This is a genomic window from Mesorhizobium sp. WSM1343 (assembly GCF_055901535.1).
Genome location: NZ_CM148370.1, coordinates 4425083 through 4452079, shown reverse-complemented (window position 1 = coordinate 4452079; position 26997 = coordinate 4425083). Strand labels below are relative to the sequence as shown.

The 26997-nt window shown below is 61.6% G+C and carries 30 protein-coding genes; 7 read left to right on the top strand and 23 right to left on the bottom strand.

The genetic code is table 11. From position 1 onward, the window contains the following. Positions 1-5 precede the first annotated feature (5 nt). The 3 genes from AC0NIL_RS21760 to AC0NIL_RS21750 all read left to right on the top strand — a co-directional run bounded on the left by AC0NIL_RS21760 (position 6) and on the right by AC0NIL_RS21750 (position 3022). On the top strand, positions 6-1103 hold the full coding sequence (locus tag AC0NIL_RS21760; RefSeq protein WP_063167840.1) for a glycoside hydrolase family 25 protein: 1098 nt from the start codon (positions 6-8) through the stop codon (positions 1101-1103). A 226-nt stretch (positions 1104-1329) separates the two neighbouring features. Next, on the top strand, positions 1330-1938 hold the full coding sequence (locus tag AC0NIL_RS21755; RefSeq protein ID WP_013532083.1) for a class I SAM-dependent DNA methyltransferase: 609 nt from the start codon (positions 1330-1332) through the stop codon (positions 1936-1938). 118 nt (positions 1939-2056) lie between these two features. Then, complete coding sequence (locus AC0NIL_RS21750) at positions 2057-3022, top strand: DUF3592 domain-containing protein (RefSeq protein ID WP_473573810.1); 966 nt, start codon at positions 2057-2059, stop codon at positions 3020-3022. A 14-nt stretch (positions 3023-3036) separates the two neighbouring features. Here the strand turns inward: AC0NIL_RS21750 and AC0NIL_RS21745 are convergent, their stop codons facing one another. Then, positions 3037-3396 carry a hypothetical protein gene (locus AC0NIL_RS21745; protein WP_064995372.1) on the bottom strand — a complete coding sequence of 120 codons (360 nt, stop codon included), beginning with the start codon at positions 3394-3396 and terminating at the stop codon, positions 3037-3039. Positions 3397-3560: 164 nt separating this feature from the next. Here AC0NIL_RS21745 and AC0NIL_RS21740 point away from each other — a divergent pair, with 164 nt between their 5' ends. After that, positions 3561-4082 (top strand): hypothetical protein, encoded by a 522-nt coding sequence (locus AC0NIL_RS21740; protein ID WP_064995371.1) that lies wholly within the window; start codon positions 3561-3563, stop codon positions 4080-4082. Next, positions 4075-4692 (top strand): hypothetical protein, encoded by a 618-nt coding sequence (locus tag AC0NIL_RS21735; protein ID WP_473573809.1) that lies wholly within the window; start codon positions 4075-4077, stop codon positions 4690-4692. The genes AC0NIL_RS21740 and AC0NIL_RS21735 overlap by 8 nt, the downstream gene beginning before the upstream one ends. A gap of 19 nt (positions 4693-4711) precedes the next feature. Here AC0NIL_RS21735 and pqqE read toward each other — a convergent pair whose 3' ends face one another. The 8 genes from pqqE to AC0NIL_RS21695 form a co-directional block, all read right to left on the bottom strand. Further along, positions 4712-5833 (bottom strand): pyrroloquinoline quinone biosynthesis protein PqqE, encoded by a 1122-nt coding sequence (gene pqqE, locus AC0NIL_RS21730; RefSeq protein ID WP_024504365.1) that lies wholly within the window; start codon positions 5831-5833, stop codon positions 4712-4714. Further along, a complete protein-coding gene (gene pqqD / locus AC0NIL_RS21725; protein ID WP_024504366.1) occupies positions 5830-6126 on the bottom strand; it encodes a pyrroloquinoline quinone biosynthesis peptide chaperone PqqD in 297 nt (98 codons plus the stop codon). Before pqqD ends, pqqE begins: the two co-directional genes overlap by 4 nt. Next, the gene (pqqC, locus tag AC0NIL_RS21720) at positions 6123-6881 is read right to left on the bottom strand and encodes a pyrroloquinoline-quinone synthase PqqC (protein WP_473573808.1); all 759 of its coding nucleotides are present in this window, start codon (positions 6879-6881) and stop codon (positions 6123-6125) included. The genes pqqD and pqqC overlap by 4 nt, the downstream gene beginning before the upstream one ends. Then, positions 6878-7816: a pyrroloquinoline quinone biosynthesis protein PqqB gene (gene pqqB, locus AC0NIL_RS21715; protein ID WP_473573807.1), complete on the bottom strand. Its 939-nt coding sequence runs from the start codon at positions 7814-7816 to the stop codon at positions 6878-6880. Before pqqB ends, pqqC begins: the two co-directional genes overlap by 4 nt. Positions 7817-8231: 415 nt before the next feature. Continuing rightward, positions 8232-8792: a PQQ-dependent catabolism-associated CXXCW motif protein gene (locus tag AC0NIL_RS21710; protein ID WP_473573806.1), complete on the bottom strand. Its 561-nt coding sequence runs from the start codon at positions 8790-8792 to the stop codon at positions 8232-8234. Continuing rightward, a complete protein-coding gene (locus tag AC0NIL_RS21705; RefSeq protein ID WP_013532072.1) occupies positions 8789-9682 on the bottom strand; it encodes a quinoprotein dehydrogenase-associated putative ABC transporter substrate-binding protein in 894 nt (297 codons plus the stop codon). Before AC0NIL_RS21705 ends, AC0NIL_RS21710 begins: the two co-directional genes overlap by 4 nt. Next, positions 9654-10178 carry a c-type cytochrome, methanol metabolism-related gene (locus AC0NIL_RS21700; RefSeq protein WP_013532071.1) on the bottom strand — a complete coding sequence of 175 codons (525 nt, stop codon included), beginning with the start codon at positions 10176-10178 and terminating at the stop codon, positions 9654-9656. The genes AC0NIL_RS21705 and AC0NIL_RS21700 overlap by 29 nt, the downstream gene beginning before the upstream one ends. Before the next feature lie 178 nt (positions 10179-10356). Beyond that, a complete protein-coding gene (locus AC0NIL_RS21695) occupies positions 10357-12132 on the bottom strand; it encodes a methanol/ethanol family PQQ-dependent dehydrogenase (protein ID WP_128278335.1) in 1776 nt (591 codons plus the stop codon). Positions 12133-12944: 812 nt separating this feature from the next. Here AC0NIL_RS21695 and AC0NIL_RS21690 point away from each other — a divergent pair. Beyond that, positions 12945-13298, top strand: coding sequence for a hypothetical protein (locus AC0NIL_RS21690; RefSeq protein WP_127368065.1), 354 nt, complete (start codon positions 12945-12947; stop codon positions 13296-13298). A gap of 123 nt (positions 13299-13421) precedes the next feature. Here the strand turns inward: AC0NIL_RS21690 and AC0NIL_RS21685 are convergent, their stop codons facing one another. From AC0NIL_RS21685 to AC0NIL_RS21660, 6 genes are all read right to left on the bottom strand, one after another. After that, positions 13422-14285 (bottom strand): quinoprotein dehydrogenase-associated SoxYZ-like carrier, encoded by an 864-nt coding sequence (locus AC0NIL_RS21685; RefSeq protein ID WP_013532068.1) that lies wholly within the window; start codon positions 14283-14285, stop codon positions 13422-13424. Positions 14286-14403: 118 nt separating this feature from the next. Beyond that, positions 14404-15366 carry a quinoprotein relay system zinc metallohydrolase 2 gene (locus AC0NIL_RS21680; protein WP_024504370.1) on the bottom strand — a complete coding sequence of 321 codons (963 nt, stop codon included), beginning with the start codon at positions 15364-15366 and terminating at the stop codon, positions 14404-14406. A 34-nt stretch (positions 15367-15400) separates the two neighbouring features. Continuing rightward, a complete protein-coding gene (locus AC0NIL_RS21675; protein ID WP_024504371.1) occupies positions 15401-16141 on the bottom strand; it encodes an ABC transporter ATP-binding protein in 741 nt (246 codons plus the stop codon). After that, a complete protein-coding gene (locus tag AC0NIL_RS21670; protein WP_027162619.1) occupies positions 16110-16934 on the bottom strand; it encodes an ABC transporter permease in 825 nt (274 codons plus the stop codon). Before AC0NIL_RS21670 ends, AC0NIL_RS21675 begins: the two co-directional genes overlap by 32 nt. Beyond that, positions 16931-17917, bottom strand: a complete 987-nt coding sequence (locus AC0NIL_RS21665) for an ABC transporter substrate-binding protein (protein ID WP_473573805.1) — start codon at positions 17915-17917, stop codon at positions 16931-16933. Before AC0NIL_RS21665 ends, AC0NIL_RS21670 begins: the two co-directional genes overlap by 4 nt. A 33-nt stretch (positions 17918-17950) precedes the next feature. After that, entirely contained in the window at positions 17951-18160 is a 210-nt protein-coding gene (locus AC0NIL_RS21660) for a hypothetical protein (protein WP_013532063.1), read from the bottom strand. Between the two features lie 363 nt (positions 18161-18523). Here AC0NIL_RS21660 and AC0NIL_RS21655 point away from each other — a divergent pair, with 363 nt between their 5' ends. Beyond that, positions 18524-18904 carry a c-type cytochrome gene (locus AC0NIL_RS21655; RefSeq protein WP_024504374.1) on the top strand — a complete coding sequence of 127 codons (381 nt, stop codon included), beginning with the start codon at positions 18524-18526 and terminating at the stop codon, positions 18902-18904. 47 nt (positions 18905-18951) lie between these two features. On the opposite strand, the gene gph is transcribed toward AC0NIL_RS21655, so the two are convergent. The 8 genes from gph to tkt are packed head-to-tail and all read right to left on the bottom strand — an operon-like array spanning position 18952 to position 26991. Beyond that, the gene (gene gph / locus AC0NIL_RS21650) at positions 18952-19653 is read right to left on the bottom strand and encodes a phosphoglycolate phosphatase (RefSeq protein WP_013532061.1); all 702 of its coding nucleotides are present in this window, start codon (positions 19651-19653) and stop codon (positions 18952-18954) included. After that, positions 19650-20207, bottom strand: a complete 558-nt coding sequence (locus tag AC0NIL_RS21645; RefSeq protein WP_027162618.1) for a thioredoxin family protein — start codon at positions 20205-20207, stop codon at positions 19650-19652. The genes gph and AC0NIL_RS21645 overlap by 4 nt, the downstream gene beginning before the upstream one ends. 21 nt (positions 20208-20228) lie before the next feature. Further along, positions 20229-20915 (bottom strand): ribulose-phosphate 3-epimerase, encoded by a 687-nt coding sequence (rpe, locus tag AC0NIL_RS21640; protein WP_224672918.1) that lies wholly within the window; start codon positions 20913-20915, stop codon positions 20229-20231. Positions 20916-20973: 58 nt separating this feature from the next. After that, on the bottom strand, positions 20974-21912 hold the full coding sequence (gene cbbX, locus AC0NIL_RS21635; RefSeq protein ID WP_013532058.1) for a CbbX protein: 939 nt from the start codon (positions 21910-21912) through the stop codon (positions 20974-20976). Positions 21913-21919: 7 nt separating this feature from the next. Further along, the gene (locus AC0NIL_RS21630) at positions 21920-22354 is read right to left on the bottom strand and encodes a ribulose bisphosphate carboxylase small subunit (protein ID WP_013532057.1); all 435 of its coding nucleotides are present in this window, start codon (positions 22352-22354) and stop codon (positions 21920-21922) included. 18 nt (positions 22355-22372) lie between these two features. Then, positions 22373-23866 carry a ribulose-bisphosphate carboxylase large subunit gene (locus AC0NIL_RS21625; protein ID WP_013532056.1) on the bottom strand — a complete coding sequence of 498 codons (1494 nt, stop codon included), beginning with the start codon at positions 23864-23866 and terminating at the stop codon, positions 22373-22375. Between the two features lie 21 nt (positions 23867-23887). Beyond that, positions 23888-24967: a class II fructose-bisphosphate aldolase gene (gene fba, locus AC0NIL_RS21620; protein WP_473573804.1), complete on the bottom strand. Its 1080-nt coding sequence runs from the start codon at positions 24965-24967 to the stop codon at positions 23888-23890. A gap of 11 nt (positions 24968-24978) precedes the next feature. Further along, the gene (gene tkt / locus AC0NIL_RS21615) at positions 24979-26991 is read right to left on the bottom strand and encodes a transketolase (RefSeq protein ID WP_473573803.1); all 2013 of its coding nucleotides are present in this window, start codon (positions 26989-26991) and stop codon (positions 24979-24981) included. Positions 26992-26997 lie beyond the last annotated feature (6 nt).

Sequence of the window (26997 nt, the reverse complement as noted above, 5' to 3'; positions counted from 1 at the left end):
TCCAGATGCGGATTCCGGGCGTCGTCAGTTTTTTGATAGCATCGCTATGCCTTGCCGGCTGCTCGTCAACGGCCGGCGTCGATGCGCTGGATTTGCAGAAACCCTCCAACGAGACCACCAGTTCCGTGATCCGGCCGCCGGCACCGATCGCCGCTGCTCCGGCGGCAAGGGGCAACAGGGCGGCAAGGGCCGGACTGGCTCCCATGTCTGACAACGGTCCGGGGGAAAAAACGCGCCCGTTCGGCTTGGCGGAGGAGGAAGAGACGGGGGTGTTTGCCGCACCTGATGCGCCTGATCCCCAAGTGCCTGATATCGGCGGGCTGCCGGTCGAGCCGGCAGCCTTGGTGTCGCCGCCCAAGCTATTGACCCGCGCGGCACCGGCCATGCTTGCCGGGCCGCTCACCCGTTACGGTTTTCGCGACGCCAAGCCGATCAATTTCGGCAAGGGTTCGCCTCGCCGCCTTGCAGTGCACGGCGTCGACGTCTCGCGTTGGCAAGGCAACGTCAACTGGGACAAGCTGCGGGCGCAGGGCGCCAACTTCGCCTACATCAAGGCGACCGACGGTGGCGACCACCTCGATCCGATGTTCATGAAAAACTGGCGCAACGCCGACGCCGCCGGCTTGAAGCGCGGCGCCTACCATTTCTTCTACTGGTGCCGCACGGCGGGCGAGCAGGCGGACTGGTTCATCCGCAACGTGCCCAGGGTCGAAGGCGCGCTGCCGCCGGTGATCGACGTCGAGTGGAACGGCGAGTCCAGCTGCAAGCGGCGGCCGTCGCGCGAAAAGGTGCTGGAAAAGATGCAGGTGTTCATGGACAAGCTGGAGCGCTATTACGGCCAGCGGCCCATCATCTACACCGCGCCCGATTTCTACCGCGACAATCTCAGGGGCGAATTCCTCGACTATCCGTTTTGGCTGCGTGCGGTCGCCCAGCATCCGTCAAAGGTCTATCCCGGCCGCAAATGGCTGTTCTGGCAGTATTCCGGCTCCGGCCTGTCGCACGGCGTCACTGGCCGTATAGACCTCAATGTCTTCCATGGCGACGAACGGCAATGGCGCGCCTGGGCCGGCGGCCGGCAGACGGTAGCCGACGCCAACTGAGACAAGCTATCAGGCTTGGCGTCGTTCGCTTTCTCGGGTGTCCGCCGATCCTCGACCTCTTCGCCGCTCCCTTCAGGACCCGCTCACGCGGCCTGCTTGACCAGCGTGCGCTGTCGGACCATTTCAAGCGCGATATCGGACTGCTCGATGGACACGCTTCCGCCGGCAGCATTCGCTGAGGAAAGTGTCTGGCTCTTTGACCAACAAGGACGCATGGGAGGAAAAGATGGGTGTGTCATCGGAGGCTCTGGCACAGAGCCGTCAAACGATCAGCGCTTACGAGGATTATGCGGAACAATATGATGCCATCGTGCGCCATGTTCCCAACGAGAGGGAGCAGGCATCGCTCAAGCGCCTGGTGGCTATCGCCGGCACAGGCGGTCGGATTTTGGAAGTCGGGTCCGGAGCCGGATACGATGCGGATTTTCTGGAAAATTTGGGCGTCAAGGTTCGGCGCACCGACGCGACCAAGCGGTTTCTCGAGCTGCAGGCCGCGCGTGGTAAGCATGGCGAGTTGCTCGATCTCATCACCGATGATCTCGGCGGCCCCTACGACGCGGTCCTTGCCCTATGCGTTCTGATCCACGTGCCTCGCGACCAGACCGACCAGGTGCTTGCCAAGATAGCCGGGTCGCTGCGCCCGGGCGGCGCCTTCCTCGTCTCGATGCGCAATGGCGACGGCGAGACATCAGGCGAATATCACATGGTCTACTGGCGCAGGGACGACTTCGCCGCCCGTCTCGAAGGCGCCGGGCTGGTCCTCATCAGGGACGATTTCAACGTCGGCCGCAATAGCGAAGAATGGAACACGTTCCTGGCCGTGAAGCCTGCATAACGCGGCGTGGGCTGTTGCCGTTTGCGCTGCTCAGCCTTTTCAGATTTGCGAAAATACAAGACATTGCCGCCGCCATGCTGTCTATGTGCGGGTTCCTGCACTCCTGGGGGGAGACGAGTTGGAACTCAAGATCATGCTTGTCGGCTTTGCCTGCGTGGTCGCGGGCGCGCTGTCGTTCATCACCTTCATGAAATGGCGAGAGGTGGAGGCACTCAGCCGCTGGCTGCCGACGCCGGGAAAGATCATCTCGTCGCGCGTCGAGGCACGCGAGGTCAGAAGCTCGGGCGTTGGTTCGGACAGCACTGATACCACCGAAATGCGCAATTTTCCGGCGATCACCTTCGAATACAAGGTCGGCGGCAAGAAATTTCAAAGCTCGCGCTACAGCGTGAAGGAGAATTTGGGGAATTTCGAAGTCACCGAAACCCTTGCCCAGTTTCCCCGCGGCGCGGAGGTGACTGTCTTCTACAATCCGGCCGATCCGAGCAAAGCCGTGATCGAGCGCACCATGCCCGAAGGCGCCTTCAAGTTCATGATCCAGCTCTCGGCCGGGCTGGTGGTCGGCGCGCTGGTGCTGGTGTTTTCCGTCGGCGGCGTCCTGGAGGCGATCAGGCCGCATTTGCCCAAGCCGCAAAACCTCGGCGCGGCGGCGCTGCTGCTGTTCATGGGCCTGTTTGCCTTGCGCATGGGCTTCGTCCAGAAATCGATGGCCGCGCAGGCGGCAAAATGGCCGGTCGCTGCCGGCCGCATCGATGCCTCGGGCCTGCAGGCGCTCCGAAACCATTCAGGCTATGGTCGCTGGCGCACCGTCTTCAAATCCCGCATCATCTACTCCTATGACGTCGCCGGCCAGCGCTACAGCGCCGATCGTGTGACCTTCGGCGGAACCGTGACGGCTTCGTTGTCCGGCCTCGTCGGCGGCCAGGCACGGCAGTATGTCGAAGGCAGCAAGGTCGACGTCCACTATGACCCCGCCAACCCCGGCTCGGCGGTGCTGGAATGCCGGGTACGGGGGCTCTGGCTGTTATGGATCTGCTCGGCAGGCTTTCTCGGTGGCGCCGCCTTTCTGGTCGGCCTGGTCTGAGGCGCCGGACGCCTTCAACAGCGGACGAGCGGTCCGCTGTTGAAGCCAGGCCAGGTGAACCGCAGCGTGGCCCCATGCCTGACGATATGGATGACACGCGCGAACGGCTCCTCGATCGACGGGTCGGAACCGTAGCATTGGCTGGCATGCACCACCCAGCCGGTCGAGCTTTTGCGAAATGTCGCCTGCTCGCAGCCGAGATCGGGGAACGACAGCGACGCCTGGTCCACTGTGAACACAGTCTCGCGTTGGATGTCGGGAGCCGCGTGGCAGTTCAGCCTGTCGCTAGACCATGTCCCAACATAAGGCGGCGCCGCCAGCGCGGAGCCACCGGCGAATGCGGATATTGCCGTCGTCATCACCAAACGCCGCATCACCACTCCTTCGATCAGTGCGCTCGACCATACAGGCTGGTGCGGTTTTGCGAGGACAAGTTTTGTCCAGGAGCGGACAAACGCCGCCGTTCCGGATTTTGCTATGCTTTTGCGCGGATGATGCGACTGTGCGGGCCGACTCAACGCTTTCCCAGAGACATTGGATGATCACCCGCATACTGGCCTTCTTCCTCCTGGGCCTGCTCGGCCCGATGCAGGCGGCCTTGGCAAAAGAATGCCTCCTGAGCCACGCCACCTATCAGGAGCCGCGCTCGGGTGCCGTCGTGCAATTCCGGCCGCTCGCCAACGAGCCGGCGGCGCTGACGGCCGAAGTGTTTTCGCTGGCCGTGCCCAACACCGGCACGAGCCTGCCCGCCGACATCACCTGGACCAACGGCAAGAATTCCTTCCCGCTCGGCACCATTCGCCACGCCTGCACCGACGACGACCGGGAAGGCGGCCTGCAGGACGGTAGCGGATTGTGCAGGCTATGGGAGGGCCAGGTCTATGCCTTGACCGGCGGCGGCGCCGAGCAGTTGAATTCGCGCGAAGCGACACCGGCGCCGAGAGGGCTGCTCTTGCCCGGTTTCGGCGTTGCTTTCACCGAAGGAGCCGATTTCGCCAATGCCAATCCAGGCGGTTCGGCCTGGGACGCCTTCATTTTAACAGGATGCAGCGATGAATAGCGTGCGATCGACCATCTGGGCCAGTGCCCTGCTTGCATCCGCGACGATACCAGCCATGGCGGACGAGCCGGCGCCGTCGCGCCCGCCCATCGACAAATGCGCCTGGGAAAAATTGTCTGACAAAACTGTCGGGCTGGCCGCCTGGACGCAGCGCTGCGATTTCGGCTTCCGCCAGATCCATTTCGAATTCGCCGGCAAAGCGCTCGTCATCAAATACAGCGACGGCGGCGCGGCTGACCCTCTTGTCGAGGTCTTTGACATCAAGCCTGGCGAAACCGCCGAGGCTGCGTTGCAGCGCCTGTTCCTGGAAAAGACCGACAAGGCCGTCAACGCCCGCTGTGTGCTGGCGCCTTACACCGAGGGCACGGTACCCGCCGGCGTCAAACGCTACACATTCAGCCCCGACGCCGCCTATGCGAAAGAGCTGAAAGCACTTGCCAGCTCCGACGAGATTCCCGAACCGCCCTGCGGCGACTGGGGTGAAATGCCTGACGGCATGCAGTATTTCGAGGTGCCCGCGGGTGAGGGGCACAGCCTGCTTTTTGTGCGCATCGGCCAGGACGAGCCATTGTTTGACGAGCAGACGCTACGCGGCTTGCCGAGGGGGTGAGAAGCGCTTTCTCGCCAGGTCAGGCGGATTCGGTCACCGCACCGATCCGCCGGTAGACGAATGCTTCTTCTCTCGAAGGAACTGTGGCAATGCGCCTGGCTTCGTCGATCAGCATTGCCATGCGAGCATGGATCGGCGATTTCGCGCAAGCCGGGTCCGTTGCAGCGGCATCGCCGGCGATCGCCATCGCCTGGCAGCGGCAGCCGCCCCAGTCGATCTCGCGCCGCTCACAGCCGCGGCATGGCTCCTGCATCCAGTCCGTACCGCGAAAAGCATTGAACGCCGGCGAATCGGCCCAGATCGAGGACAGCCTGCGTGGTTCGAAACGCTCGAAGCTGAGCGACGGGATCGTCTGTGCGGCATGGCAGGGCAGTACGGTGCCGTCAGGCGTCACCATGAAGGCGTCCCGCGCCCAGCCGCCCATGCACGGCTTGGGATAGATCGCGAAATAGTCCGGCGTCACAAAATCGATGTTGATGATGCCGGCCAACCGCTCCTGTGCCTCCGCGACGATCTCCGCCTGCCTATCGACCGCTTCACGCTCCGGCATCAGTTGATCGCGATTGGTCAACGCCCAGCCGGCATATTGCACATTGGCGATCTCGAGCCTCTCCGCGCCCAACGAAAGGGCGAGATCGATGAATTCCGGCACCTCCTCGATGTTATGGCGATGGATCGGCGCGTTGATGGTAAGAGGCAGACCGGCCGCGCGCGCGCGGCGTGCCGTCTCCAGCTTCTTTTCGTGGGCGCCCTTGTGGTTGCCGATGCGATCCGTGGTCGCCGGCCGCGCGCCCTGAAAGCTCAGTTGCAGATGGTCTAGACCGGCTTCGGCAAATGCCTCGACACGGCCCTCGACGATGCCAACGCCCGCGGTAATCAGATTGGTGTAGACGCCGCGCCCCGCAAGCCCGGCGATCAATTGCTCGAGGTCGCGGCGCAGTGTCGGCTCGCCACCGGACAGATGCACCTGGAGCACTCCGAGATCGGCGGCCTCCGAGAACAGGGCGAGCCAGGTCTCTGTGTCGAGTTCGCGATTGGCCTTGAGCAGTTCGAGCGGATTGGAGCAATAAGGGCATTGCAGCGGGCAGCGATGCGTCAGTTCCGCCAGCATGCCGATTGGAGGGAGGAGGGGCGTGCTCATAGCCTCACCAGCAGCTTGTCCGACCATTCCTGCAGGAAGGCGATGACGTCGGTCGCCACGGCCTCCTGTTCGGCCTCATAATCGGCGGCAAGGCCGGCAATGATGTCGCCGACCGTGGACCGTCCATCGCAGCGTCGCAATATGTCGAGACTGACATCGTTCGGCCAGAATATCTTTTCCGGTGAAAGCACGGCGAATGCCTGCCGCAAGGGATCGTATTGTATGCGCACGTGCTTCGGCAGCGAAGGTACCGATCGCAACGACACCACAGCTCTTTCGCGCAGCGCCGTCATAGGGCTGCCTCGGGCTGGAAGGCGCCGGGCGGTATGTTTCCCCGCTCGCCATAGGCGTGTTGAAGCGCGTCAAGCATGGCCCAGAGTATATCGCATTTGAACACCAGTGCATCGATTGCCTGCTGCTGGCGCTCCGCCGTATCGGCGTGGCTGAGCACGTAGGCAAGGGCGAAGTCGGCGTCACGCGAGGCCTGTTCGGGCCGTTGCTTGAAATAGGCAAGCGTATCCTCGGTGATGTAGTCGTATTTGGCCAGCATTGCCGGCACTCGCTCGCCGATGATGAGTGGCGAGAACATCTCGGTCAGCGAGGACGCGACCGCCTCGAACAGCGTCCGGTTTGTGCAAAAGGAAAGGTAAGCGCCCACCGCGAAGCGTGTCGCCGGCAGTGCCAGCCTTTCGCTCTTCACGGCCTCGGCGTCCAGGCCGAGCGAAGTTGCCAGATGCAGCCAGCGCGCGATGCCGCCGCTCCAGCCGTCCTCGCCGTCATGATCCTCGATCCGCTTGCGCCACGCGGCACGAAACGCTGGATCCTCGGCATGTACGAGTATCATGGCATCCTTGCGTGGGATGACAGCCTGATAGCAATAGCGGTTCAGCGCCCAAGCCTTCATCTCGGCCTTCGACAACGCGCCGCTGGTCATCCTGTGGTGAAAGGGATGACGATTGTGATAGCGCTCGGCGCCAACCTGCCTCAATACGGCTTCGAGAGCGCTCGTGGAGAGTCCGCCTTTGGCTGCATCGCGGAAGTCGCTCAAAATTCCATCTCCATACCGTCGTTTGCGATTTCCCAGCCTGCCGCCTTGACCGCCGCGTGCTCGGCGGAATTCTCGTCTAGGATGGGGTTGGTGTTGTTGATGTGGACGAAGACGCGACGGCCGACCTTCACATCGGCCAAGCCTGCAATCGAACCCAATTCTCCCGAGATCGCCAGATGCCCCATGCGCGCGCCGGTTTTCTGACCGACGCCGGCGACGATCATCTCGTCGTCGGTGTAGACCGTGCCGTCGAACAAAAGACAGGCGGCATCGGTGAGACGCGCGCGTAGCCGCGCATCGATGCGCGCGCAGCCTGGGATATAGAAGACGGAGCCGCGGCTGCCGATGCCGGCAATTCGGACTCCGATCGTGTCACCTGCGTCGGAGCTGAAATTGGCATCCGGATGGTCTCTATCCTCCAGATAGAGTGCTATCTTCCCGGGCACGGCAAAGGGCTCGATCATTACGCCGGTATCGCGGCCTTCTGCGTCGCAGATGGCCAACTCTTTCGCCGGCGGCAGGATGCGCCGCGGCACAAGCGCTGGATCGAGAACGTTGAAAATCGAATTCGCCTCCAGCGTCGCCAGAACCTGCGCCGTTGCATAGATGGCGAAAGGCTGCCGCTCGCGCAGGCTGAGCAGTCCGGCGATATGATCGACGTCGGCATTGGTCAGCACCACAGCGCGAATAGGTGTCGAGCGCAGCGGCGCATCGCCCGCAGGTTGCAATTCAGGTGTTGCAGCGATTTGCTGGCGAATGTCGGGCGAGGCATTGAAAAGAACCCAGCCCAACCCGTCCGCCGAGGCGGCGACACTTGACTGGGTTCGTGGATGCACGCTTGCCATGCCGTTGCGAGCCGCACGACTGAGACGGTAGTTGCAGTTCCATTGCGGAAAGCCGCCGCCCGCCGCCGATCCGATTATCCTCAAATGCATGAAAATGCCCGCGCGCCGGCTTCTCTGACCTGCAGGCAATTTGCTGTCACAAACAACACTCCGCGCGCTTTGCGTGCGTCAAAATCTTTCACGAAAATCCCATGCGGGGAGGGGATGCGCGCCCCTGTCGCCAGGGACGCGCACCTCTGCGGCCTACTTCTTGGGAGTAATTTCAGCAGGCAGATACCGTGAAATTTCGAAGCCAGCGGCAACCTGACACATGGTCGGTTTTTTCCAGTTCTTCTTCATGACATTTCTCCTGTTATACCAGCCCGAAGGGACCGATCCTGTCGTTAGCCAACCATTGCAGGGCACCGACGCAATGGCTCGTCCATCAAGTTTCAAAATGGACAAATGAAACAATAGGTTTTGAAAAATTGAAAACAAACTATCGAGAATAATTGCAGTCCTTCCTTCAATTGTTCGTTGCGTAGGGTTTTTTCTCCTCCAGTGGAAGGTTTGCATCTTCCCATCCATCGGCGCCGAGCGGATACCAGATCACTGAACTGTAGCCCCACTGGACGGCCCGTTTCGCCGCATTCCACGACATCCAGCAATTCGTCATGCAGTAGAACAGAACCGTGCGCGACTTGTCCGTCCCGGCCTTGGCCGCGAGGCCTTGGCGAAAATAGCTGGCGGTCTCCTGCGAAATAGCGCCGTATCCCACATTGGCCAGCCATATGCTGCCTGGAATGTCCTTTCTGACCTTGTCTCTCCATATCGTCCCTGCCGGCAAATTGGCCGGTTTGGGCGTGTCCGGCATCACGTCGAAGAAGATCGCCTTTTTCGCTCGCCACAGCGCTTCCGCTTCCATCGTCGTCACCACCCTCGCGCCTTGCAGCGTCCGCGGCACCGGCGCCCGATAGTCGTCCATCCGGAAACCGCTGGGTTCGGCGATGTCGCCAGCCCATGTCGGCTCGGCCAGACCCAGAAGGCTCGCGGCGACCAGCACGAAAATAGTCTCCCTTCCATTCATTGGGTAATCAGGTTGTCGTGTTCGTCGATCAGCGGCACGTTGTAGCTCAGCAGGATCCTGGTGATCTCCGCCTGGTTTTCCCTGATCACCCGGTTGAGCGTCCGCTTCCATTCCTGGTCCGACGGACGTACGCCCATGGTGATGCGGTAAGACATGCGCGAGCCGGTTTTTTCCTTCACCAGTGGAACGATCGTCACATCAGCTCCGAGTTCCTTGGCGTAGTAACCTGCCATCGGTCCCCACAGCACCGCCGCATCGATCTTGTGTGCCAGCATGTCCTTGATCATGACCTCCCCCATTGATGGGGTGACGCGCGTATCCACCGCAAGCGGATAGATCTTGGCGGTCCGCAGAAGCTTGTTGGCGGCCATGTTGGCGGTTGGCGGCGTGCTTTCAACGACGCCGATCGTTTTGCCTGTGAGTCTGGGATCCTCGATCGTTTCCACGCCTTCCATATCGTGGCTTTTCGGATGCACCAGCACATAGGCGGAGCGATAGTAGGCGTTGGTGTTCTGCACCAGCTCATCGCCTTGGGCATAGCCCATGATGATGTCGCATCGGTTGGCCCCCAACGTATTGCGCACGAAGCCGGTGATCGTGGGAAACCAGGTGTAGGAGACGGACTTGCGCCCGGTTTTCGCGGCAACCAGTTCGGCCAGCTTGTTTTCGAAGCCTTCGCCGCTCTTGTCGGTGAAGGGCATATTCGAGGGATCGGCGCAGACGCGCAGAATGTCAGGGTCGACCAGTTCTCCCGCCGCGCCAAGGCCGGCGCTTTGCGCATGCGCGTTCGACGGCAGCAAGGCGAGCGTGCCGAGGATCGGCAGAACGACGCGCAGCTTCAATGCATCGCGGCCGATCATGTCATCCACCCATGCAGGATGCTTCGGCATCCTTCGCCGCCTGGGCCTTGTCTTCGTGCTTGGGCGGCCTTCCGCGGGGCGCCGCGCCATCCGCGCGCGCGCGCAGATAGACGTAGAGATCGTCCAGGTAGCAATAGACGTTCTTGTTGTCGCCAAAGGCAGGCATGACGTTTTCCTTGCCGCCGCCGACATTCTTGCGGCCTTCGGCGACGATCGAGAGGAATGTGGCGTAATCCATGGTTTTCAGGCTGTTGACCAAAGCCGGCGCATAGCTCGAACCTGTCGCGTCCTGTCCGTGGCAGACATGGCAATCGGAATGATACCGGCGGTAGCCGCTGAACGTGTACCAATCGACGGTTCCGTTTTCGATCTTGTAGGTCGGATTTCCATCCGCATCCAAATACTTGCCGCCTTCTTCCTTTACCGCCTTGGCTTTTTCCATGCTGTCGTCGGCCCGGGCGAGGCTCGAGCTTGCCAGAGGCAGCAGAGCCAGCACGAAAGCCGAAATTACAATGCGAACGGACATTCAAACGCTTCCTTCATTTGCCAATGGACACGGTTTTGCTGTCGCGACCGGCATTGATCGGTGTTTTTGGGTGCGTAACCGAATCGAGAGCCCGGCCATGGCTTCCGGATGTCCGGGCTCTCGTTCTTCAAGCCTTTGGTCTCACAAGACCTGAGGCATGCTCAAGGTTCCCAGCGCATCAATCCGGGAGACCGAAGACGGTGAGCTGACCGCCCAGCGTCGTGTAGTCGGCAAGTGCCGCGTAGCCGCCGACGGCACCCAGGCCAGCTGTACCAACGACAGCGGCTTGGTCGCCTTGCGCGCGGCCCTGATCGACGGCGCCATGCCAGGCAGCGGCGTTGTCAGGCGAAAGCAGGCCGCCTGCCAGGCCGATACCAGCCCATCCACCGACGCCCGACAGAACGGCGATATACTGCTTGCCGCCCTGCTCGTAGGTCGTGATGTTGCCGATGATGCCGGACGGGGTCTTGAACTTGTAGAGTTCCTTGCCGTCCTTATCGACCGCCTTGATGTAGCCTTCGAGTGTACCGTAGAAGACGACGTCGCCATCTGTCGCCAACGCGCCCGACCACACCGAGAACTGCTCGGGCTTCGACCAGACGATCTCGCCCTTGGCCGCATCCCAGGCAATGAAGTTGCCCATGTTGCCGTCGCCGCCAGGTGCGGGATACATCGACACGGTGGCGCCAACATAAGGCTGACCGGCGGTGTAGCTCACCTTGTAAGGCTCATAGTCCATGCAGACATGGTTGGTCGGGACATAGAACAGCCCGGTCTTCGGCGAATAGGCCGCCGGCTGCTGGTCCTTCGTTCCAAGCGCCGCCGGGCAGATGCCCGTCGAGTTGGTGTCTTCGCCGTTCTGCTGGGTCGAATATTTCGCCACGACCTGCGGGCGACCATACTGCTCGCTCTTGGGGTCCATGACGACTTCGGTCGCCCAGTTCACGGCCGGATCGTATTTCTTGGCGACGAGAAGGTCGCCGGTGGCGCGATCCATAGTGTAGGCAAAACCATTGCGATCGAAATGCACCAGCACGTCGTGCTTGGCGCCGTTGACCTCCATGCCATCGACGAGGATCATCTCGTTGATGCCGTCATAGTCCCATTCGTCATGCGGGGTCATCTGGTAGAGCCATTTGGCAACACCAGTATCCGCATCGCGGGCCATGATCGTCATCGACCAGCGATTGTCGCCGGGGCGTTGGACCGGGTTCCACGTCGAGGGATTGCCGGTGCCATAATAGACCAGGTTCAGCTTGGGATCATAGGAATACCATCCCCATGTCGTGCCGCCGCCGGTCTTCCACTGCTCGCCTTCCCAGGTGTTCGTGCCGGAATCCTTGCCAACCGGCTTGCCGAGTTGCGTGGTCTTCTCGGGATCGATCAGGGTGTCTGCGTCCGGACCTTCCGAATAGGCTTTCCAGGCGAGTTTGCCATCTTTCAGATTGTAGGCGGCCAGCCAGCCGCGAACGCCGAATTCGGCGCCGGAGACGCCGATGAGCACCTTGTCCTTGACGACGACGGGGGCAGCCGTACCAGATTCGCCTTTGCCGCCATCGGTCTGGTCGCCGTTCTTGACCGACCAGACGACCTTGCCAGTCTTCGCGTCGAGGGCGACGACTGTGGTGTCGGCCTGATTGAGAATGATCTTGCCGTCACCATAGGCAACGCCACGGTTGACCGTATCGCAACACATGATCGGAATGACGTTGGGATCCTGCTTGGGTTCGTACTTCCAAAGGATCTTCCCGTCATTCTTGAGATCGAGCGCAAAGACATTGTTCGGGAAAGGCGTGTGGACATACATCACATCGCCGATGATAAGCGGTCCACCCTCGTGGCCTCGTAGCACGCCGGTGGAAAAGGTCCACTTGACCTGCAGGTTCTTCACATTGTCCGCAGTAATCTGGTTGAGTTTGGAATAGCGGGTGTTGGCGTAGTCACCCGTCTGCATTGCCCAGTTCTTCGAATCCGAAGCCAGCTTTGCAAGGTCCTCGTTAGCCGACGCCGTATAGGCCGCGCCGAGCGACAGAAACGCCGCAGTGGTTAGAATATAGGTAGCTTTCGTAAGTACACGCATCCGAATTCCTCCCGAGGTTCATAGTGATGAATCATTTGCTGAGCCCACAAGGGCTTGCCCAAGCGATTCACGGGGGGGAAATATTTCCGGCAGCGTGTCACGACCTAAGCCAGATGTGCAGAGGGCACCGTTACTGCCCACCTCACCTTGGCCTACGAAAGACTGTCGCCGCTCCCTAATGACGGTGACGCCCTTGAAGCCGGAAACAGGGTGAGGCTATGTCATCGTAAAAGGCTAGGCAAGCAAAAAAGCCTGCTGGTGTTTTTGCACTGCAATATCGTAAATGATGCGGTGCAATATAAGAAAATAAGCAGGACGGTATTTGTTAGATAAAGTATTTATGACCGCGAAATAACGATGGGGCACATAAAATTTAGTTATTTGTTGATTTTTACATTTCGCCTAAGCTTTGATTTTATTTGGAGGTATTCGCTTCGATGTCTCGGCATGGTCATGCGCGTGCTCCATTGGGAATCGATAGTGGGCCAAGCATGAGATGATCGTTGGAGTCGGGGCGTGGAGCAGGCCACGGAGCCGCCATGCGGAACCACGGTCGACAAGCCCCGCATTCCTCCTTTGGTCGCATACGGAAGCCATGGGCGCTTGACTGACTCTGCTGCACGTTGCCAACTGCCACGGTGATCCCGACTGGGCGCATCGCGCCTAGGCTAACCGGAGGTTTTCCCGTGATCAGATATGTTGGATTTTCGACTTTGCCGCTGCTCCTTGCCGGGCCGCTGGCCTTCGCAAACCCGGCGGGCGCCGCGGGTGATTACCCGACAGCAACGATCGCCGACTACGTGCTCGGCTGCATGCAGACGAACGGCCAGACACGTCAGGCGCTGGAAAGCTGTTCCTGCTCGATCGACGTCATCGCCTCGATCCTTCCCTACGACCACTATGAGAGAGCCGAGACTTTCAAGAGCATGTCTTTGACCACAGGCGAAAGCGCGGGGCTGTTTCGCGAAAGCGCACCGGCGAAGGCAGCCCGTACCGAATTGAAGCGCGCGCAGTCGGAAGCCGACGTGCGCTGCTTTTAGAGCCTGCTCCATCCGGAAGCCGGATGGAGCTTCGTCCTCTGCCTGGGCGTGATCTTCCCGAACGAGCTCCATTTTCGGGATCAAGTGGCAAGCACCGGCAGTCCAGCGCAAGATATCGAGACTTCAGAGTCCCGCTGTCTCGAGCGGCCACTGATTGCGAAATGTTTTGCCGTCCGTATCGATCGCTTCAACCTGGATTTCGCCCTTGCCGTGCACGGTGAAATCGAATCGGAAGTTGGGATCTTCCGAAATCGATATTCCACCTTCCATGGAGAGGATCGGCCGGCCGGCTTGGGAGATCGACAGTTTCTGGACAAAATGCGCCGGTATGAAATATTGGGTCAGCGGATCCCGCTGCAGCCCCGAATTGTTAGGGTGCCGGATCATCAACTGCAGTTCCTCGGTCTTGGTCATCGTCTCTTTGGGCGGGAACTGGCGCAGCTTCATCTGACCCATTGTCGCGTTGGCCTCGTCCTGGTTCTTGACCGCAGGGGCGGAGCAGCCACCTGACGCCTTGACGAAGGTCTGTACCATATGGAGTTGACCACCCTGCGTCTCAGCGATGGCACGCAGATAGGAATAGTCGTTGACGCGCACGCGCGTCGACAGATGCGTCACGCCGGCATCCTTGCCGAGCTGGAACGTTGCCGCCACCGGTGCAGGGTTCGCGTCGATGATCAAGGTAACGGATTTGATGCCGTCTGGCGCCTTGGCTGGATCGAGATAGATGTCGACGGGCACGATGGCGGCATCCTGCGCCCGCTTTGGTGCTTCGATCCTGACGACGCCGGTATCGACCAGAATTGCCCGATCGCCGAACACGTCGCCCTTCAAGTCATGCCAGATTCTATCCGAGGACGCGGTTGTTTGCTGTGCGTTGGCGGCTCCCGAGGAGCCGAGCAACGTGCCGATGGTCAAGATGATCGCGGCGAAAACGGATGCGAGCGGCAAGGCGAGCTGCCGGCTCGAGTAAGCTTGATTTTGCATTTCGATGCCTCCACCAATGCAAGACAGGTGGTGCCCAGGCTGGCGTTGAGGATAAGCCTTTGGCGACGCCTTGGCAAATCGCCGTGCTTTACGGCCGCCTGGCGCATGTCGGCGTCGTCTATTCCCATTCGAGTTCGGCAAATGCGGCCGTTGCGTTGCGCTCGTTGTAATCGTCGAACAGGTGCCAATTGTCCCGTTCGCTTCCGCCTGCGGTTTTGACTGCTTCGCGCAGCGGCGTTCCGTCGGCGATCGCCTTGCGGATATCGCGCGCCAGAACCTCGAAATAGCGTCGCTCCCCCGCCAGTGCCTGTGGCCAGTCGGCCGTTACAGGACCATGACCTGGAACGACGCGCGCGGCGTCGATCGCGGTGAGTGCATCCATCTGGCGGAGCCATCCAAGCAGTGATCCGTCGAGCGTCGGCAAGGAGCCCATGAACACCAGATCGCCGGCAAAGAGCGTTCTGGTCGCGGTATCGAATACGGTCAGGTCGTTGTCGGTGTGCGCCGCCTTCCATGCCCGCAGTTCGATCGTGCGCCCGCCGAGGTCGAGTTGCAGGTGATCGTCGACCAGCCTGGTCGGCGACACGATCTCGACCCCCTCCATCAGCGCCTCGCCAAGCTGTTCGCGATAGTTGTGCAGATAGAACGCGCCACGCGCGTCGAGGGCGCGCGGCAGATTGCGGTGACCGACGATGGTCGCGCCGATCTCCCGGAATGCCGCATTGCCGAAGATGTGGTCGGGGTGCATGTGGGTGTTGACCAGGAAGCGAACCGGCTTTGCGGTTACCTTTCCGATCGCGGCGAGAAAGGCGTGCGCCTCGATCAGGCTGCCACCGCTGTCGATGACGGCAACCGCATCGGTACCGATGACGGCGCCCAGATTGCAGATCGCACCGTCGTTGGCGGCGGTCATCAATTCATCCGTGCCCTGGAAGGCGAAGACGCCGTCGGCGATCTGCCTGAGCGAGAATCCCAGGTTGCCAGCCGCGGCTCGTCCGAGGCAGCACGGCAGCAAGGCGGCGCTGGCGGCGGTACAGGCGAAGCCACGCACAAGCCTGCGTCTTAGCCGATCGATCGACATGAAGGCCTCCGATATGCATTTCACCTGCAGGCGATCAGGTGACGTCCGGAAATCTATGATGGAACGACCGCAGAAGGTCGCTCATCACCTGCGAATTGCGATGTTGCCGTGGCAACCGTACGTCGAACACGCCGAGCACATGGGTTGGCCGCGGCGCGAGCACGATGATGCGGTCCGACAGCATCAGTGCCTCGCGTAGATTGTGCGTCACCATCAAGGCGGTCGTGGGCCGTGCCGACCACACGGTCAAAAGCAGATGCCGAAGCCGCTCGGCGGTCTGTTCGTCGAGCGAGACAAAGGGTTCGTCCAGGAAAAGCACCGCCGGCTCCGTGGCGAAAGCCCTGGCAAGTGCTGCCCGGCGCGCAAGGCCGAGCGACAGTTCGGCAGGATAGAGCGAGCGCATGGCCGCGAGGCCGAGCGTGTCGAACAGCCCGTCGAGATCTTTCGCCCTCAAGCTTTTCGGCAACGCCAGCCTGACATTCTGCTCCACCGTTCGCCACGGCAGCAGGGTCGGTTCCTGGAATACGGCGGCGATGCGGTTCGAACCTCCTTGCGGCAACTGGAAGGAGCCGGAAAAGTCTTTGTCCAAGCCAAGCAGGATACGCAGCGTCGTGGTCTTGCCGCAGCCCGACGGTCCAAGCAAGCAGGCGAATTCGCCTTGCCGGACCTCGAAGGAAAGATCCTGAAGCGCCGTGATCGAGACGCCTCGCGCGGACCTGAAGGTCTTTTCGGCGATGTCGACCTTAAGCGGGACGACGGCGCCAACGGGTTGCATGTCGTTCAACGGGCTGCACCAGGAGAAGTTCAATGACAAGCATCACCGCCACGAAAGCCAGCGTGTAGGCAAGAATGGCGGCGACATCGAAAAGCTGGAAATAGAGATGGATCTGGAAGCCGACACCGTTCGAGCGGCCGAGCAGTTCGACGACCAGGACGATCTTCCAGATGAGGGCGATGCCGGATCGCGACGCGGCGGCAAGATAGGGCTGCAGTTGCGGCAGCAGGATATGGCGGATGCGATCAAGGCGGCCGAAGCGATAGACGGTGGCCATTTCGGCGTAGCTTGGGTCAAGCGTCCTGGCGCCTTCACGCATCGTCACCACGACATTCGGGATCTTGTTCACCGCCACCGCGCCGATCGCCGCCGCCTCGTTGAGGCCGAACCAGATGTAGCCGAGGACGATGACCACCAGCGCCGGGATGTTGAGGAACAGGATCACCCACGGGTTGAAAAAACGGTCGACGCGACGATAGCTGCCGAGCAAAACGCCGATGACGGATCCGATGATCATTGCGACGATATACGCCGCGGCGACCCGGCCGAGGGTCACGCCGAGATGGTAAAAGAGGTCGCCGCTCGCAGCCTCCCTGAGAAGCACCTGCCAGACCTGCCCAGGTCCTGGAAAGGCACGGCTTGGCCAGACGCCTGCCGCAAGGTTCCACAGCAGGCAAAGCCCGAGCAGGGAAACCGCTACCGTCAGCGCGGGCGCCAGTGCCGTCGCCAGGCTGCGTCGGCCGGACATGCTCGGCGGGGCATCACGCGTGCCGTCGGTTTCCGATGCGGTCATTTCCAGGGTTCCTGCCAGAATGTGCCGGGCGCCATCTCCGGCGCGCTGCCGACCAGCTTCGCGCCGCCGATCGCCGCCAGCACATGGTATAGCCTGCCGGCGTCAGCCGCTTCCTCGGCGACCGACCGTCTGGGAATGCCCTGACGATAGCGATCGCGCAGTTTTTCCAGTTCCTTGCCTTCCGCGCGAATGATCGGCGCCAGGCGCAGCCATTCGTCATCGGATCTGGCCAGCAAGTCCTTGGCTTGCGCGGACGCTCTCACGAACCCCCTGACGGCATCGGGGTTCTCGTTCGCCCATTGGTCATGGAAGACGTAACCGAGCGCCGACACGGGTCCCAGAGCCCCAAGCGTCTTTGCCGCGTCATTCACGCCGATCAATCGACGGAAGCCATTGGCCTCGAGACGGGCGCAAAAATGCCAGAAATTCAGCACTGCATCGAGTTCGCCCTGTATCGCCTTTTCCGAAATCAGCGGCGGCGCGCCAAAGACGATGTCGCTGGTTGCCGACAGGTCGACGCCGAGATCGCGTCTGGTCAGCGCTTGTATCAGCAGCCAACTCTTGTCGAGTGGGCCGCCGGCGACGCCGATCTTCTTGTCCTTGAGATCGGCGACCGTCCGGATCGGTGAACCCTCCTTCACCATGATCGCGCCCACGGCGGTGGAATAGGGGAACAATGTGAGGTCGCCGCCTTCGGAGCGCTGGCGCGAGACCCACAGCCAGTCGGAGACGATCATGTCGATCGCGCCAGCCTGCATCGCGACGTTGGTTGCATCCTCGCCGGCGAAGTCGATGATCTCCAGATCGATCCCGTTCGCGGCATCGAACTTGTGCTGCCGTAGCGTATCGAGTTCCCAACTCACGGTTCCAAACTTCAGCACACCGAGGCGAATCCTGGCTGCCGCAACGGCTGGCCTGGTAGCAAGAACAGCGGCTGTCCCGAGAACCGCCAGACGCAACGTCATGCGCCGTGAAACCTTCATGACACCTCCTCCCCAGGGTTCCGCGCTGCCAAATCAGATGGCTCGTTCCTTGCTCGGAAATGCGCATTTCCAGCGCATGACCTTGAGGGTCGGGTGTTCTTGAGACCATTTCGCGATTTCGCTGGGGGCAAGGAACATGCATTGGAACAGGGTGCCGCGGCTCTCGAAATAGAGATGTTCGTCTCGGCAATTGCTCGGATTAGCGCTGAGGCAAACCGTCAATATGAGATCGACCATGTCCATTCAGCACCTCTTGCGCGTTCCCAAACGCCCGTCTCGGCGAGTCCAGCCCAACCAGGAGCCAGGACAAAACCGCCACTTGCCGGATTTCTCAAGGTGCCAATGGAGAAACCGGAATGAGGTCAAGCTACGCGCTCGCCCAATAGCCGTCAACAAAGACGAATGGACAGGATCCTTGAGCACCAAGGCCTCTAAACCTTTGTACGATTGACTTTCACAACATGCCGATTAGCTTCCAGGTGACGCGGCGCGGCTCCACGGGAGAAGCGGAATTTCCACGCCACCGCGTAAGGCGCATGCCGACGGATCAAAGGATCGGCATGCGCAAATCGTCCAGGGCACCCAGACGATCAATGAGGAAATACCATGCGCGCAATCGCATTTTTCGCAGTCATGTCCGTTGTGCCCTTCATCGCGAGCCAATCCCAGGCACAGGATGCGGCGGCGGGTGAGAAGGTCTTCGCCAAATGCAAGGTCTGCCATGTCGCCGACCAGGACAAGAACAAGGTCGGCCCGTCGTTGAACGGCGTCATCGGCCGAACAGCCGGCACGCACCCGGGGTTCAGCTATTCTCAGGCGATGGTCGCGGCAGGCAAGTCCGGCGTCAAATGGGATGAACCCACGCTGAAGACTTACCTTCACGATCCCAAGGCCATGGTCAAAGGAACAAAGATGGCGTTTGTCGGCCTCAAACAGGACGAAGACATCGCCAATGTCATCGCCTATCTGAAGCAATTCTCGAAATAGCGCGCCGCCGGCCGTTCGAACTTGCGTTCGGCCGGCGTTCGCCTCGATCACGCATCGGCTTGCAGCCCCTGCATTGCCGAAGGCAGATCGAAAAGGCTATCGCAAACAAGATCGGCGCCAAGCTCTTCCACCGGAATGTGGCTGTAGCCGCCACGCAGCAGAATGACGGGCATGCCGGCGGCGCGTGCGGCGCCCAGGTCAGCGCCACTGTCTCCGACCAGCAGCGCGTCACCCGGGTCGACGCCTAGCTGTGCCAACGCCAGCAGCAGGGCATCGGGCGCCGGTTTCAGGTATGTCACCGCGTCTCCGCCGACGATCGCACCGAAATATTCCGTCAATCCGAAATGAAGCAGGATTTCGCGGGTCGCCAACTGCGGTTTGTTGGTTGCCACCCCCATGCTTACTCCGCCCAAATGAAAGTGGGTGAGGGCCTCCCTGACGCCAGGCATCAGCCTTGTCAGGCCGGTCAGGTGCCGGCGGTAGATAGGCGCCATGACGCGGTTTGCCTCATCGAGAGCGTTGCCGAGCAGTGGCGCTCCCGATGCCGCGAAGGCTCGCTCGATCAGTTTCCTGACACCGCCGCCGATCATGGCCTTGACCCGGTCCAGGCGCAGCGGCGGCAGATCGCGGCTGGCCAGCAATTCGTTGACGGCGGCCGCTATGTCCGGTGCCGAGTCGACCAGCGTGCCGTCGAGGTCGAACAGGATCGCCTTCGGCGATCGAAGCGGCCTACCTGCGCCGACGTTCATGCGTCATCCTTCCACTTGATCGAGCAGCCGATCGAGGCGACCTGGTTCAGCGGCCCGTCGCCGGTTCGGGCAACCTGCTTCATCGCCTCGAACAGATCGCGTCTCAGCCCGGGCGCTCCGGCTTCTCGTCGCGAGGCGTCCAGCCGACCGCGATATTGCAATCCCAACTCGCTGTTGAACCCGAAGAAATCGGGAGTGCACACCGCCACGTAATCGCGCGCTACAGTTTGGCGCTGGTCGTGCAGGTAGGGGAAGCTGAAGCCGTTCGTCGTGGCGAAGAGCTTCATTTGGTCGAAGGAATCCTCGGGGTAGGTGTCGGCATCGTTCGAGTTGATCGCAACGAAGCCGATACCTTCGGCCTTGAGGTCGTTGGCATCGCGCACGATACGTGAAATCACCGCCTTCACATAAGGGCAGTGATTGCAGATGAAGGCCACGACCAGGCCGTTCGGGCCGGCCTGGCTGAGGATCGAATGCGACCTGCCGTCGACGCCGGGCAAAACGGCATCGATCGCGCGCCAGCCGAAATCGCAGACAGGGGGGACGGCCGCCATGCTTGCCTCCGATGGAATGGTTTACGCGGCTTTCCGGATCGCGCCGTCGGCCGCCTGTCGGATGGTTCCAATGTTGGTGCGGTAGGCCGCCTCGGCGCCTCCCTTGAACACGGCCGACCCGGCGACCAGCACATTAGCGCCGGCCGCGGCGACCAGCGGGGCGGTTTCGGCCGTGACGCCGCCATCGATTTCGATGTCAATCGGACGGTGGCCAACCAATGCCTTGATTCGCCTGATCTTCTCGATGACCGCGGAAATGAAGGCCTGGCCGCCGAAGCCTGGATTGACCGTCATCAGAAGCACCAGATCGAGCCTGTCGAGCACATACTCGATGACGCTCTCCGGCGTCGAAGGATTCAGCGATACGCCGGCCTTCTTGCCGAGATTTTTGATCGCCTGCAGGGAACGATCGAGATGCGGCCCGGCCTCTGCATGCACCGTGATGATGTCGCAACCGGCGTCGGCGAAGGCGGCCAGATAGGGGTCGGCCGGCGCGATCATCAGATGGCAGTCGAAGATTTTGTCCGTTCGGTCGCGGATCGCCTTGATCACCGGCGGACCGAAGGTGATGTTGGGCACGAAGTGGCCGTCCATCACGTCGAGATGGATCCAGTCGGCACCCGCCCGCACGACAGCTTCGACCTCGTCGCCGAGCCGCGAGAAATCCGCGGAAAGCACGGAGGGTGCGATGATTGTCCCGGTGACCATGGTCGTCGTCTCCAATTCTGTCTGCGGTGTTGGTCGCTGCGCCGGCCGCTTCGTCCTGTCAGCGCATCTTCGTCTCCGGTTCGCCTTCCAGTTTCCCTTCCGCGAACACGCGGCTGCCGCGAATGTCGGATTCCTCGATGGTGATAAGATCGGCCTTGGTCAACACCCGGCTGCGCGATGCGAAAAGCCGGTTAGCCTGCCGCAGCCGCGCCCGGTCAAGCCCATTGCGAACCGAACGCGCGTTGGAGAAATGCGGCAGCCTCATGCGGATCGGAAGATACTCTTCGAGCGCCTGGGACGCCGCCTCGCTGAGGCGATAATTCTGCTCCGCGAGCATAATCTCGGCGATCGATTTCAGTTCGCTGACGCCATAGTCGGGGAAGTCGAGGTGGTGGGCGATGCGCGAACGCATGCCGGGATTGCTGTCGAAGAAGCGGTCCATCTTGTTCTTGTAGCCGGCAAGGATCACAACCAGATCGTCACGGTTGTTCTCCATGCACTGCAGCAGGATTTCGATCGATTCCTGGCCGTAGTCGCGTTCGTTCTCTGGCTTGTAGAGATAGTAGGCCTCGTCGATGAAAAGCACGCCGCCCATGGCACGCTTGATCACCTCGCGGGTCTTGGGCGCGGTGTGGCCCACATACTGGCCGACGAGATCGTCGCGAGTCACGGCGACCATGTGGCCTTCGCGGACATAACCCAGACGATGCAGGATTTCGGCCATCCTCAGCGCCACCGTGGTCTTTCCGGTGCCAGGATTTCCCGTGAAATTCATGTGCAGCGTCGGCGCGCCCGATGTCAGTCCGAACCTGCGGCGAAGCCGGTCGACCAGGAGGAGGGCGGCGATCTCGCGGATGCGGGTCTTGACCGGCTTCAGGCCAACGAGTTCTCGGTCGAGCTTGTCCATCACCTCGTCGATGTTGGACGCCTCGAACTCGGCCTGCAGATCAACCGTCGCGTCCTGTGCGGCAGCGTCCTTTGTCATCGCGTTCAGCATGGTTCGGCTAGCTCCGCTCGCCCTCGGGCCTGTCGGTCGCATAAGGCACGATCGAATAACCCTGGCTGCGGCCGTCACGCTCCTGGCGCAGCAGCCGGAACCCGGGTTCGCTGGGCGGCCGGTTAACAATGAACGACATGCGCGGCGCTTCCCAGCCCTTGGTCGAATCGAAGGCGGTTACCCGCACATACATGTTCGGACAGGCTTTCCGGCAAGCATTGACCTCGAGCAGTATGCCCGCCGGATCTTTCAAGTCGAACATCGGGTTGCCGTACATTTCCCAATAGGTGTTTCGCGGATGCGGATCGTCGGTGTACTCGACGCTGACCGCCCAATGGTTCTTCAGCGCGTATTTGATCTGCGCCGAAATCTGCTCGTCGGTCAGGTCGGGCAGGAACGAGAACTGCCCCTGTGTGACCTTGTTTCCCGGATTGGTCATCATGACGACGGTTCCTTTCGTCTAGAAGCTGGGCGTTGCGGTTGGCACGAAGTCGGCCGTGTCGGTCGATTCGTAGTTGAAGGTGACGTCCTTCCAGGTCTCCAGGGCAGCCTTCAGCGGCGTGCACCATCTGGCCGCCTGTTCGAGGATCTTGGTCCCTTCGCGCAAATAATCGCGCCCCTCGTTGCGGGCCAGGATCATCGCTTCCAAGGCGACGCGATTGGCCGTCGCGCCTGCCTGGATACCGTCCGGATGGCCGATCGTGCCGCCGCCGAACTGCAGGATGACGTCCTCGCCGAGATAGTGGATCAACTGGTGCATCTGGCCGGCATGGATGCCGCCCGAGGCAACGGGCATCACCTTGTTGAGCGAGGCCCATTCCTGATCGAAGAACAGCCCGGTTTCGAGGTTCTGAGGCGTGCGCTCCTCGCGCAGCGTGTCATAAAATCCCTTGATCATGAGCGGGTCGCCTTCCAGCTTGCCGACCACCGTGCCGGCATGGATGTGGTCGACGCCGGCCATGCGCATCCATTTGCAGATGACGCGGAAATTCATGCCGTGGTTCTTCTGGCGCGAATAGGTCGAGTTGCCGGCACGGTGCAGGTGCAGGATCATGTCGTTGCGGCGTGCCCACTTGGCCATCGACTGGATCGCCGTGTAGCCGATGACCAGATCGATCATCACAATGCAGGAGCCAAGTTGCTTGGCGAATTCGGCGCGCTCGTACATCTCCTCCATCGTGCCGGCGGTGACGTTGAGATAATGGCCTTTGACCTCGCCGGTGGCGGCCGACGCCTTGTTCACGGCCTCCATGCAGTAGAGGAAGCGGTCGCGCCAATGCATGAAGGGCTGCGAGTTGATGTTCTCGTCGTCCTTGACGAAGTCGAGGCCGCCCTTCAGCGCTTCATAAACGACGCGCCCGTAATTGCGTCCCGACAGGCCAAGCTTCGGCTTCGTCGTCGCGCCGAGCAGCGGCCGGCCGAACTTGTCGAGCCGCTCACGCTCCACCACGATGCCGGTCGCCGGCCCCTGGAAGGTTTTGAGATACGCCACCGGGATACGCATGTCTTCCAGCCGCAAAGCCTTGACTGCCTTGAAGCCGAACACATTGCCGATGATCGATGCGGTCAGGTTGGCGATCGAGCCCGGCTCGAACAGGTCGAGGTCGTAGGCGATGTAGGCGAAGTACTGTTGCTCGGTCTTGGTTCCGGGACCGGTGTTCGGCACCGGCTCGGATCTGAACGCCTTGGCGCGATAGAGCTCGCAAGCTGTCAGCCGGTCGGTCCACACCACGGTCCACGTCGCGGTGGAGGATTCACCGGCGATGGCGGCTGCCGCCTCCTCGTGGTCGACACCGGGTTGCGGCGTGATCCGGAACATGGCGATCAGATCGGTTTCCTTGGGCCTGTAGTCAGGCTCCCAGTAGCCCATCTTCTTGTAGGGGATGACCCCTGACTTGTAGCGCTCCTTGCCTTCCTTGAGCGTCCCCGCTGGCAGTATGTCGATCTTGTTCATGACAGGTCTCCTGTTTGTTGCTCAGGCGGCTTTCGCGGTTGCGATTTGGGGTTCGAGTTTTCCCGCGGCGTAACGTTTCGCCATCTCGTCCATGGCGATGACCTTGATCTTCGAGGCGTTGGACGCCGTACCGAAACGCTCGAAGCGGTCCCGGCAAAGGTCGCGCAAGGCATCCATGGCGGGCTTCAGGAATTTGCGGGGATCGAACTCGCGCGGGTCTTCCGTCGCGACGCGGCGGAACTGCCCGGCCATGGCCATGCGGCAATCGGTGTCGATATTGACCTTGCGCACGCCGTAGCGGATGCCGCGCTCGATCTCCTCGACCGGGACGCCAAAAGTCTGGGGCATCTCGCCGCCGTATCTGTTGATGATGTCCTGCAACTCCTGCGGCACAGAGGAAGAGCCGTGCATGACCAGATGCGTGTTGGGCAGCTTCTCGTGGATCGCCTCGATCACCTGCATGGCCAGGATGTCGCCGTCCGGCTTGCGGGTGAATTTGTAGGCACCGTGCGAGGTGCCGCAGGCAATCGCCAGCGCGTCGACCTGGGTTGCGGTCACGAAGTCGACCGCCTGATCGGGATCGGTCAAGAGTTGGTCGTGGGAGAGCGCGCCCTCGGCGCCGTGGCCATCCTCGGCCTCGCCTTGGCCGGTTTCCAGCGAGCCGAGCACGCCCAGTTCGCCTTCGACGGAAGCGCCGACCCAATGCGCCATACGTGCGACGCGTTCGGTTATGGCGACGTTGTAGTCGTAGCTTGCCGGCGTCTTGGCGTCCGCCATCAAGGATCCGTCCATCATCACCGAGGTGAAGCCGTGGCGGATCGCGGAAAGGCAGGTGGCCTCGCTGTTGCCGTGGTCTTGATGGATGCATAGCGGGATGGTTGGGTGGATTTCGGTCAGCGCCTCCATCATCTTGGCCAGCATGATGTCGTTGGCATAGGACCGGGCGCCACGCGAAGCCTGGATGATGACAGGCGCGTCGCAGGCCTTGGCCGCTTCCATGATGGCGAGGCCCTGTTCCATGTTGTTGATGTTGAATGCCGGTACGCCGTAGCCGTGCTCGGCGGCATGGTCGAGAAGCTGGCGAAGGGTGATGCGAGCCATTGTGAATCCTCCTAGATGATGAGCTTCAGCGCCGCTGCAGCAACCGCTTCGGACGTGATGTTGAAATGCCGGTAGAGGTCGGGGGCAGGGGCGCTGGCGCCGAAGCCGGTCATGCCGACGAAAGCGCCGGTCTCGCCGATCCAGCGGTCCCAGCCCAGCCGGGCTGCCGCTTCGACCGCGACGCGCGGCGCCGAGCCCAGGACAGCCTTGCGGGTGGCGCTTTCCTGCTCCTCGAAAAGCTCCCAGCACGGCATCGACACGACGGCGGCGGCGACACCATGCCCGGTCTCCAGCCTTTCGGCGGCAGCAACCGCGATCTCGACCTCCGAGCCGGTGGCGATCAGGGTGACGGCACGGTGCTCGGCTGGTTCGCGCAGGACGTAGGCACCCTGGCGGGAGCGGTTCTCGTCACTGTGCGACCGACGCAGCATCGGCAGGTTCTGGCGCGACAGCACCAGGACGCTCGGCCGATCCTTGCTCTTCAGCGCGAGTTCCCAGCACTCCGCCGTTTCGATGACATCCGCCGGACGGAAGACGTTGAGATTGGGCGTGGCACGCAGCATCGCCAGGTGCTCGACCGGCTGGTGCGTCGGGCCGTCCTCGCCGAGGCCGATGGAATCGTGTGTCATCACATAGATGACGCGCTGGCCCATGAGCGCCGAGAGCCGCATCGCGCCGCGCGCATAATCGGCGAAGCACAGGAACGTACCGCCATAGGGCACGAACCCTCCATGCAGCGCGATGCCGTTCATGGCGGCCGCCATGCCGTGTTCACGAATGCCGTAGTGAATGTAGCGGCCGGCATAGTCACTCGGCGCAATGCGGTTCATGCCCTTGGTGATCGTCAGATTCGAGTGCGTCAGATCGGCCGAGCCGCCGACGGTCAATTCCGTTGCGCCGTTGATGGCCTCCAGCGCCATTTCGGAGGCTTTTCGCGTCGCCACCTTGGTTGCCTTCTCGACATGTTCGCGACGAAAGGCTTCGAGCGCGTCGAAGACCGTGTCGGCCAGTTCGGCGGCGACGGCGTTTTCAAAAGCCTCGCGCCGCGGCGAGGCGGCAAGCCGCTGCTCCCAGGCGCGCCGCATCGCTTCGCCGCGACCGGCAATCTCGCGCCAGGCGAAAAGGATATCATCCGGCACCTCGAACGGCGCGTGGGCCCAGCCGATGTTTTCGCGTGTCGCGGCGATCTCTGCTTCACCCAGCGGTGCGCCGTGCGTCTTTTCCGAACCGCCGAGATTGGGGGCACCCATGCCGATCACTGTGCGGCAGGCAATCAGCGATGGCCGATCCGACCGCCGCGCCGCCTCGATTGCCGCGGCGACTGCTGCCATGTCGTGCCCGGCGACACTTTGGACATCCCAGCCGGCGGCCTTGAAGCGCGCCGGCTGGTCCATCGACGTGGAGAGGGAGGTCGGCCCGTCAATGGAAATCGCATTGTCGTCCCAGAAGACGATCAGGCGGGAAAGCTTCAGGTGACCAGCGAGGTCTATCGCCTCGTGACTGATTCCCTCCTGAAGGCAGCCGTCGCCCGCAATCACATAGGTATGATGATCGACCAGATCGGCACCGTAGCGGGCGGCAAGCATGCGTTCCGCCAGCGCCATGCCGACCGCCGTGGAAATGCCCTGTCCGAGCGGTCCGGTGGTGGTCTCCACGCCAAGCGCATGGCCGTATTCCGGATGTCCGGCGGTGCGGCGGCCCAACTGCCGAAATCGCTGCAATTCCTCGACCTGCATGTCTTCGTAGCCGAGCAGATGATGCAGCGCGTATTGCAGCATCGAGCCGTGCCCGGCTGAAAGCACGAAACGGTCACGGTCGGGCCAGTCCGGTCTCGACGGATCGATATTGATGAAGCGGTTGAACAGCACCGTTGCGACATCGGCCATGCCCATCGGCATGCCAGGGTGACCCGAATTCGCCTTTTGGACGCTGTCCATCGCCAGCGCGCGAATGGCGTTCGCCATGTCGCGCTCCGAGACGGGAGCGGTTGTGGTGACGGGCTTCAGTGCTGTTTGGCTGGTCATTGCATC

Excerpts from the sequence above, each read along its gene's own strand:
- AC0NIL_RS21760 (WP_063167840.1), top strand. The coding sequence starts at position 6 with ATGCGGATTCCGGGCGTCGTCAGTTTTTTGATAGCATCGCTATGCCTT.
- AC0NIL_RS21755 (WP_013532083.1), top strand. The coding sequence starts at position 1,330 with ATGGGTGTGTCATCGGAGGCTCTGGCACAGAGCCGTCAAACGATCAGC.
- AC0NIL_RS21745 (WP_064995372.1), bottom strand. The coding sequence starts at position 3,396 with ATGCGGCGTTTGGTGATGACGACGGCAATATCCGCATTCGCCGGTGGC.
- AC0NIL_RS21740 (WP_064995371.1), top strand. The coding sequence starts at position 3,561 with ATGATCACCCGCATACTGGCCTTCTTCCTCCTGGGCCTGCTCGGCCCG.
- AC0NIL_RS21735 (WP_473573809.1), top strand. The coding sequence starts at position 4,075 with ATGAATAGCGTGCGATCGACCATCTGGGCCAGTGCCCTGCTTGCATCC.
- pqqE (WP_024504365.1), bottom strand. The coding sequence starts at position 5,833 with ATGAGCACGCCCCTCCTCCCTCCAATCGGCATGCTGGCGGAACTGACG.
- pqqD (WP_024504366.1), bottom strand. The coding sequence starts at position 6,126 with ATGACGGCGCTGCGCGAAAGAGCTGTGGTGTCGTTGCGATCGGTACCT.
- pqqB (WP_473573807.1), bottom strand. The coding sequence starts at position 7,816 with ATGCATTTGAGGATAATCGGATCGGCGGCGGGCGGCGGCTTTCCGCAA.
- AC0NIL_RS21710 (WP_473573806.1), bottom strand. The coding sequence starts at position 8,792 with ATGAATGGAAGGGAGACTATTTTCGTGCTGGTCGCCGCGAGCCTTCTG.
- AC0NIL_RS21705 (WP_013532072.1), bottom strand. The coding sequence starts at position 9,682 with ATGCCGAAGCATCCTGCATGGGTGGATGACATGATCGGCCGCGATGCA.
- AC0NIL_RS21700 (WP_013532071.1), bottom strand. The coding sequence starts at position 10,178 with ATGTCCGTTCGCATTGTAATTTCGGCTTTCGTGCTGGCTCTGCTGCCT.
- AC0NIL_RS21695 (WP_128278335.1), bottom strand. The coding sequence starts at position 12,132 with ATGCAGACGGGTGACTACGCCAACACCCGCTATTCCAAACTCAACCAG.
- AC0NIL_RS21685 (WP_013532068.1), bottom strand. The coding sequence starts at position 14,285 with ATGCAAAATCAAGCTTACTCGAGCCGGCAGCTCGCCTTGCCGCTCGCA.
- AC0NIL_RS21680 (WP_024504370.1), bottom strand. The coding sequence starts at position 15,366 with ATGTCGATCGATCGGCTAAGACGCAGGCTTGTGCGTGGCTTCGCCTGT.
- AC0NIL_RS21675 (WP_024504371.1), bottom strand. The coding sequence starts at position 16,141 with ATGCAACCCGTTGGCGCCGTCGTCCCGCTTAAGGTCGACATCGCCGAA.
- AC0NIL_RS21670 (WP_027162619.1), bottom strand. The coding sequence starts at position 16,934 with ATGACCGCATCGGAAACCGACGGCACGCGTGATGCCCCGCCGAGCATG.
- AC0NIL_RS21665 (WP_473573805.1), bottom strand. The coding sequence starts at position 17,917 with ATGAAGGTTTCACGGCGCATGACGTTGCGTCTGGCGGTTCTCGGGACA.
- AC0NIL_RS21660 (WP_013532063.1), bottom strand. The coding sequence starts at position 18,160 with ATGGACATGGTCGATCTCATATTGACGGTTTGCCTCAGCGCTAATCCG.
- AC0NIL_RS21655 (WP_024504374.1), top strand. The coding sequence starts at position 18,524 with ATGCGCGCAATCGCATTTTTCGCAGTCATGTCCGTTGTGCCCTTCATC.
- gph (WP_013532061.1), bottom strand. The coding sequence starts at position 19,653 with ATGAACGTCGGCGCAGGTAGGCCGCTTCGATCGCCGAAGGCGATCCTG.
- AC0NIL_RS21645 (WP_027162618.1), bottom strand. The coding sequence starts at position 20,207 with ATGGCGGCCGTCCCCCCTGTCTGCGATTTCGGCTGGCGCGCGATCGAT.
- rpe (WP_224672918.1), bottom strand. The coding sequence starts at position 20,915 with ATGGTCACCGGGACAATCATCGCACCCTCCGTGCTTTCCGCGGATTTC.
- cbbX (WP_013532058.1), bottom strand. The coding sequence starts at position 21,912 with ATGCTGAACGCGATGACAAAGGACGCTGCCGCACAGGACGCGACGGTT.
- AC0NIL_RS21630 (WP_013532057.1), bottom strand. The coding sequence starts at position 22,354 with ATGATGACCAATCCGGGAAACAAGGTCACACAGGGGCAGTTCTCGTTC.
- AC0NIL_RS21625 (WP_013532056.1), bottom strand. The coding sequence starts at position 23,866 with ATGAACAAGATCGACATACTGCCAGCGGGGACGCTCAAGGAAGGCAAG.
- fba (WP_473573804.1), bottom strand. The coding sequence starts at position 24,967 with ATGGCTCGCATCACCCTTCGCCAGCTTCTCGACCATGCCGCCGAGCAC.
- tkt (WP_473573803.1), bottom strand. The coding sequence starts at position 26,991 with ATGACCAGCCAAACAGCACTGAAGCCCGTCACCACAACCGCTCCCGTC.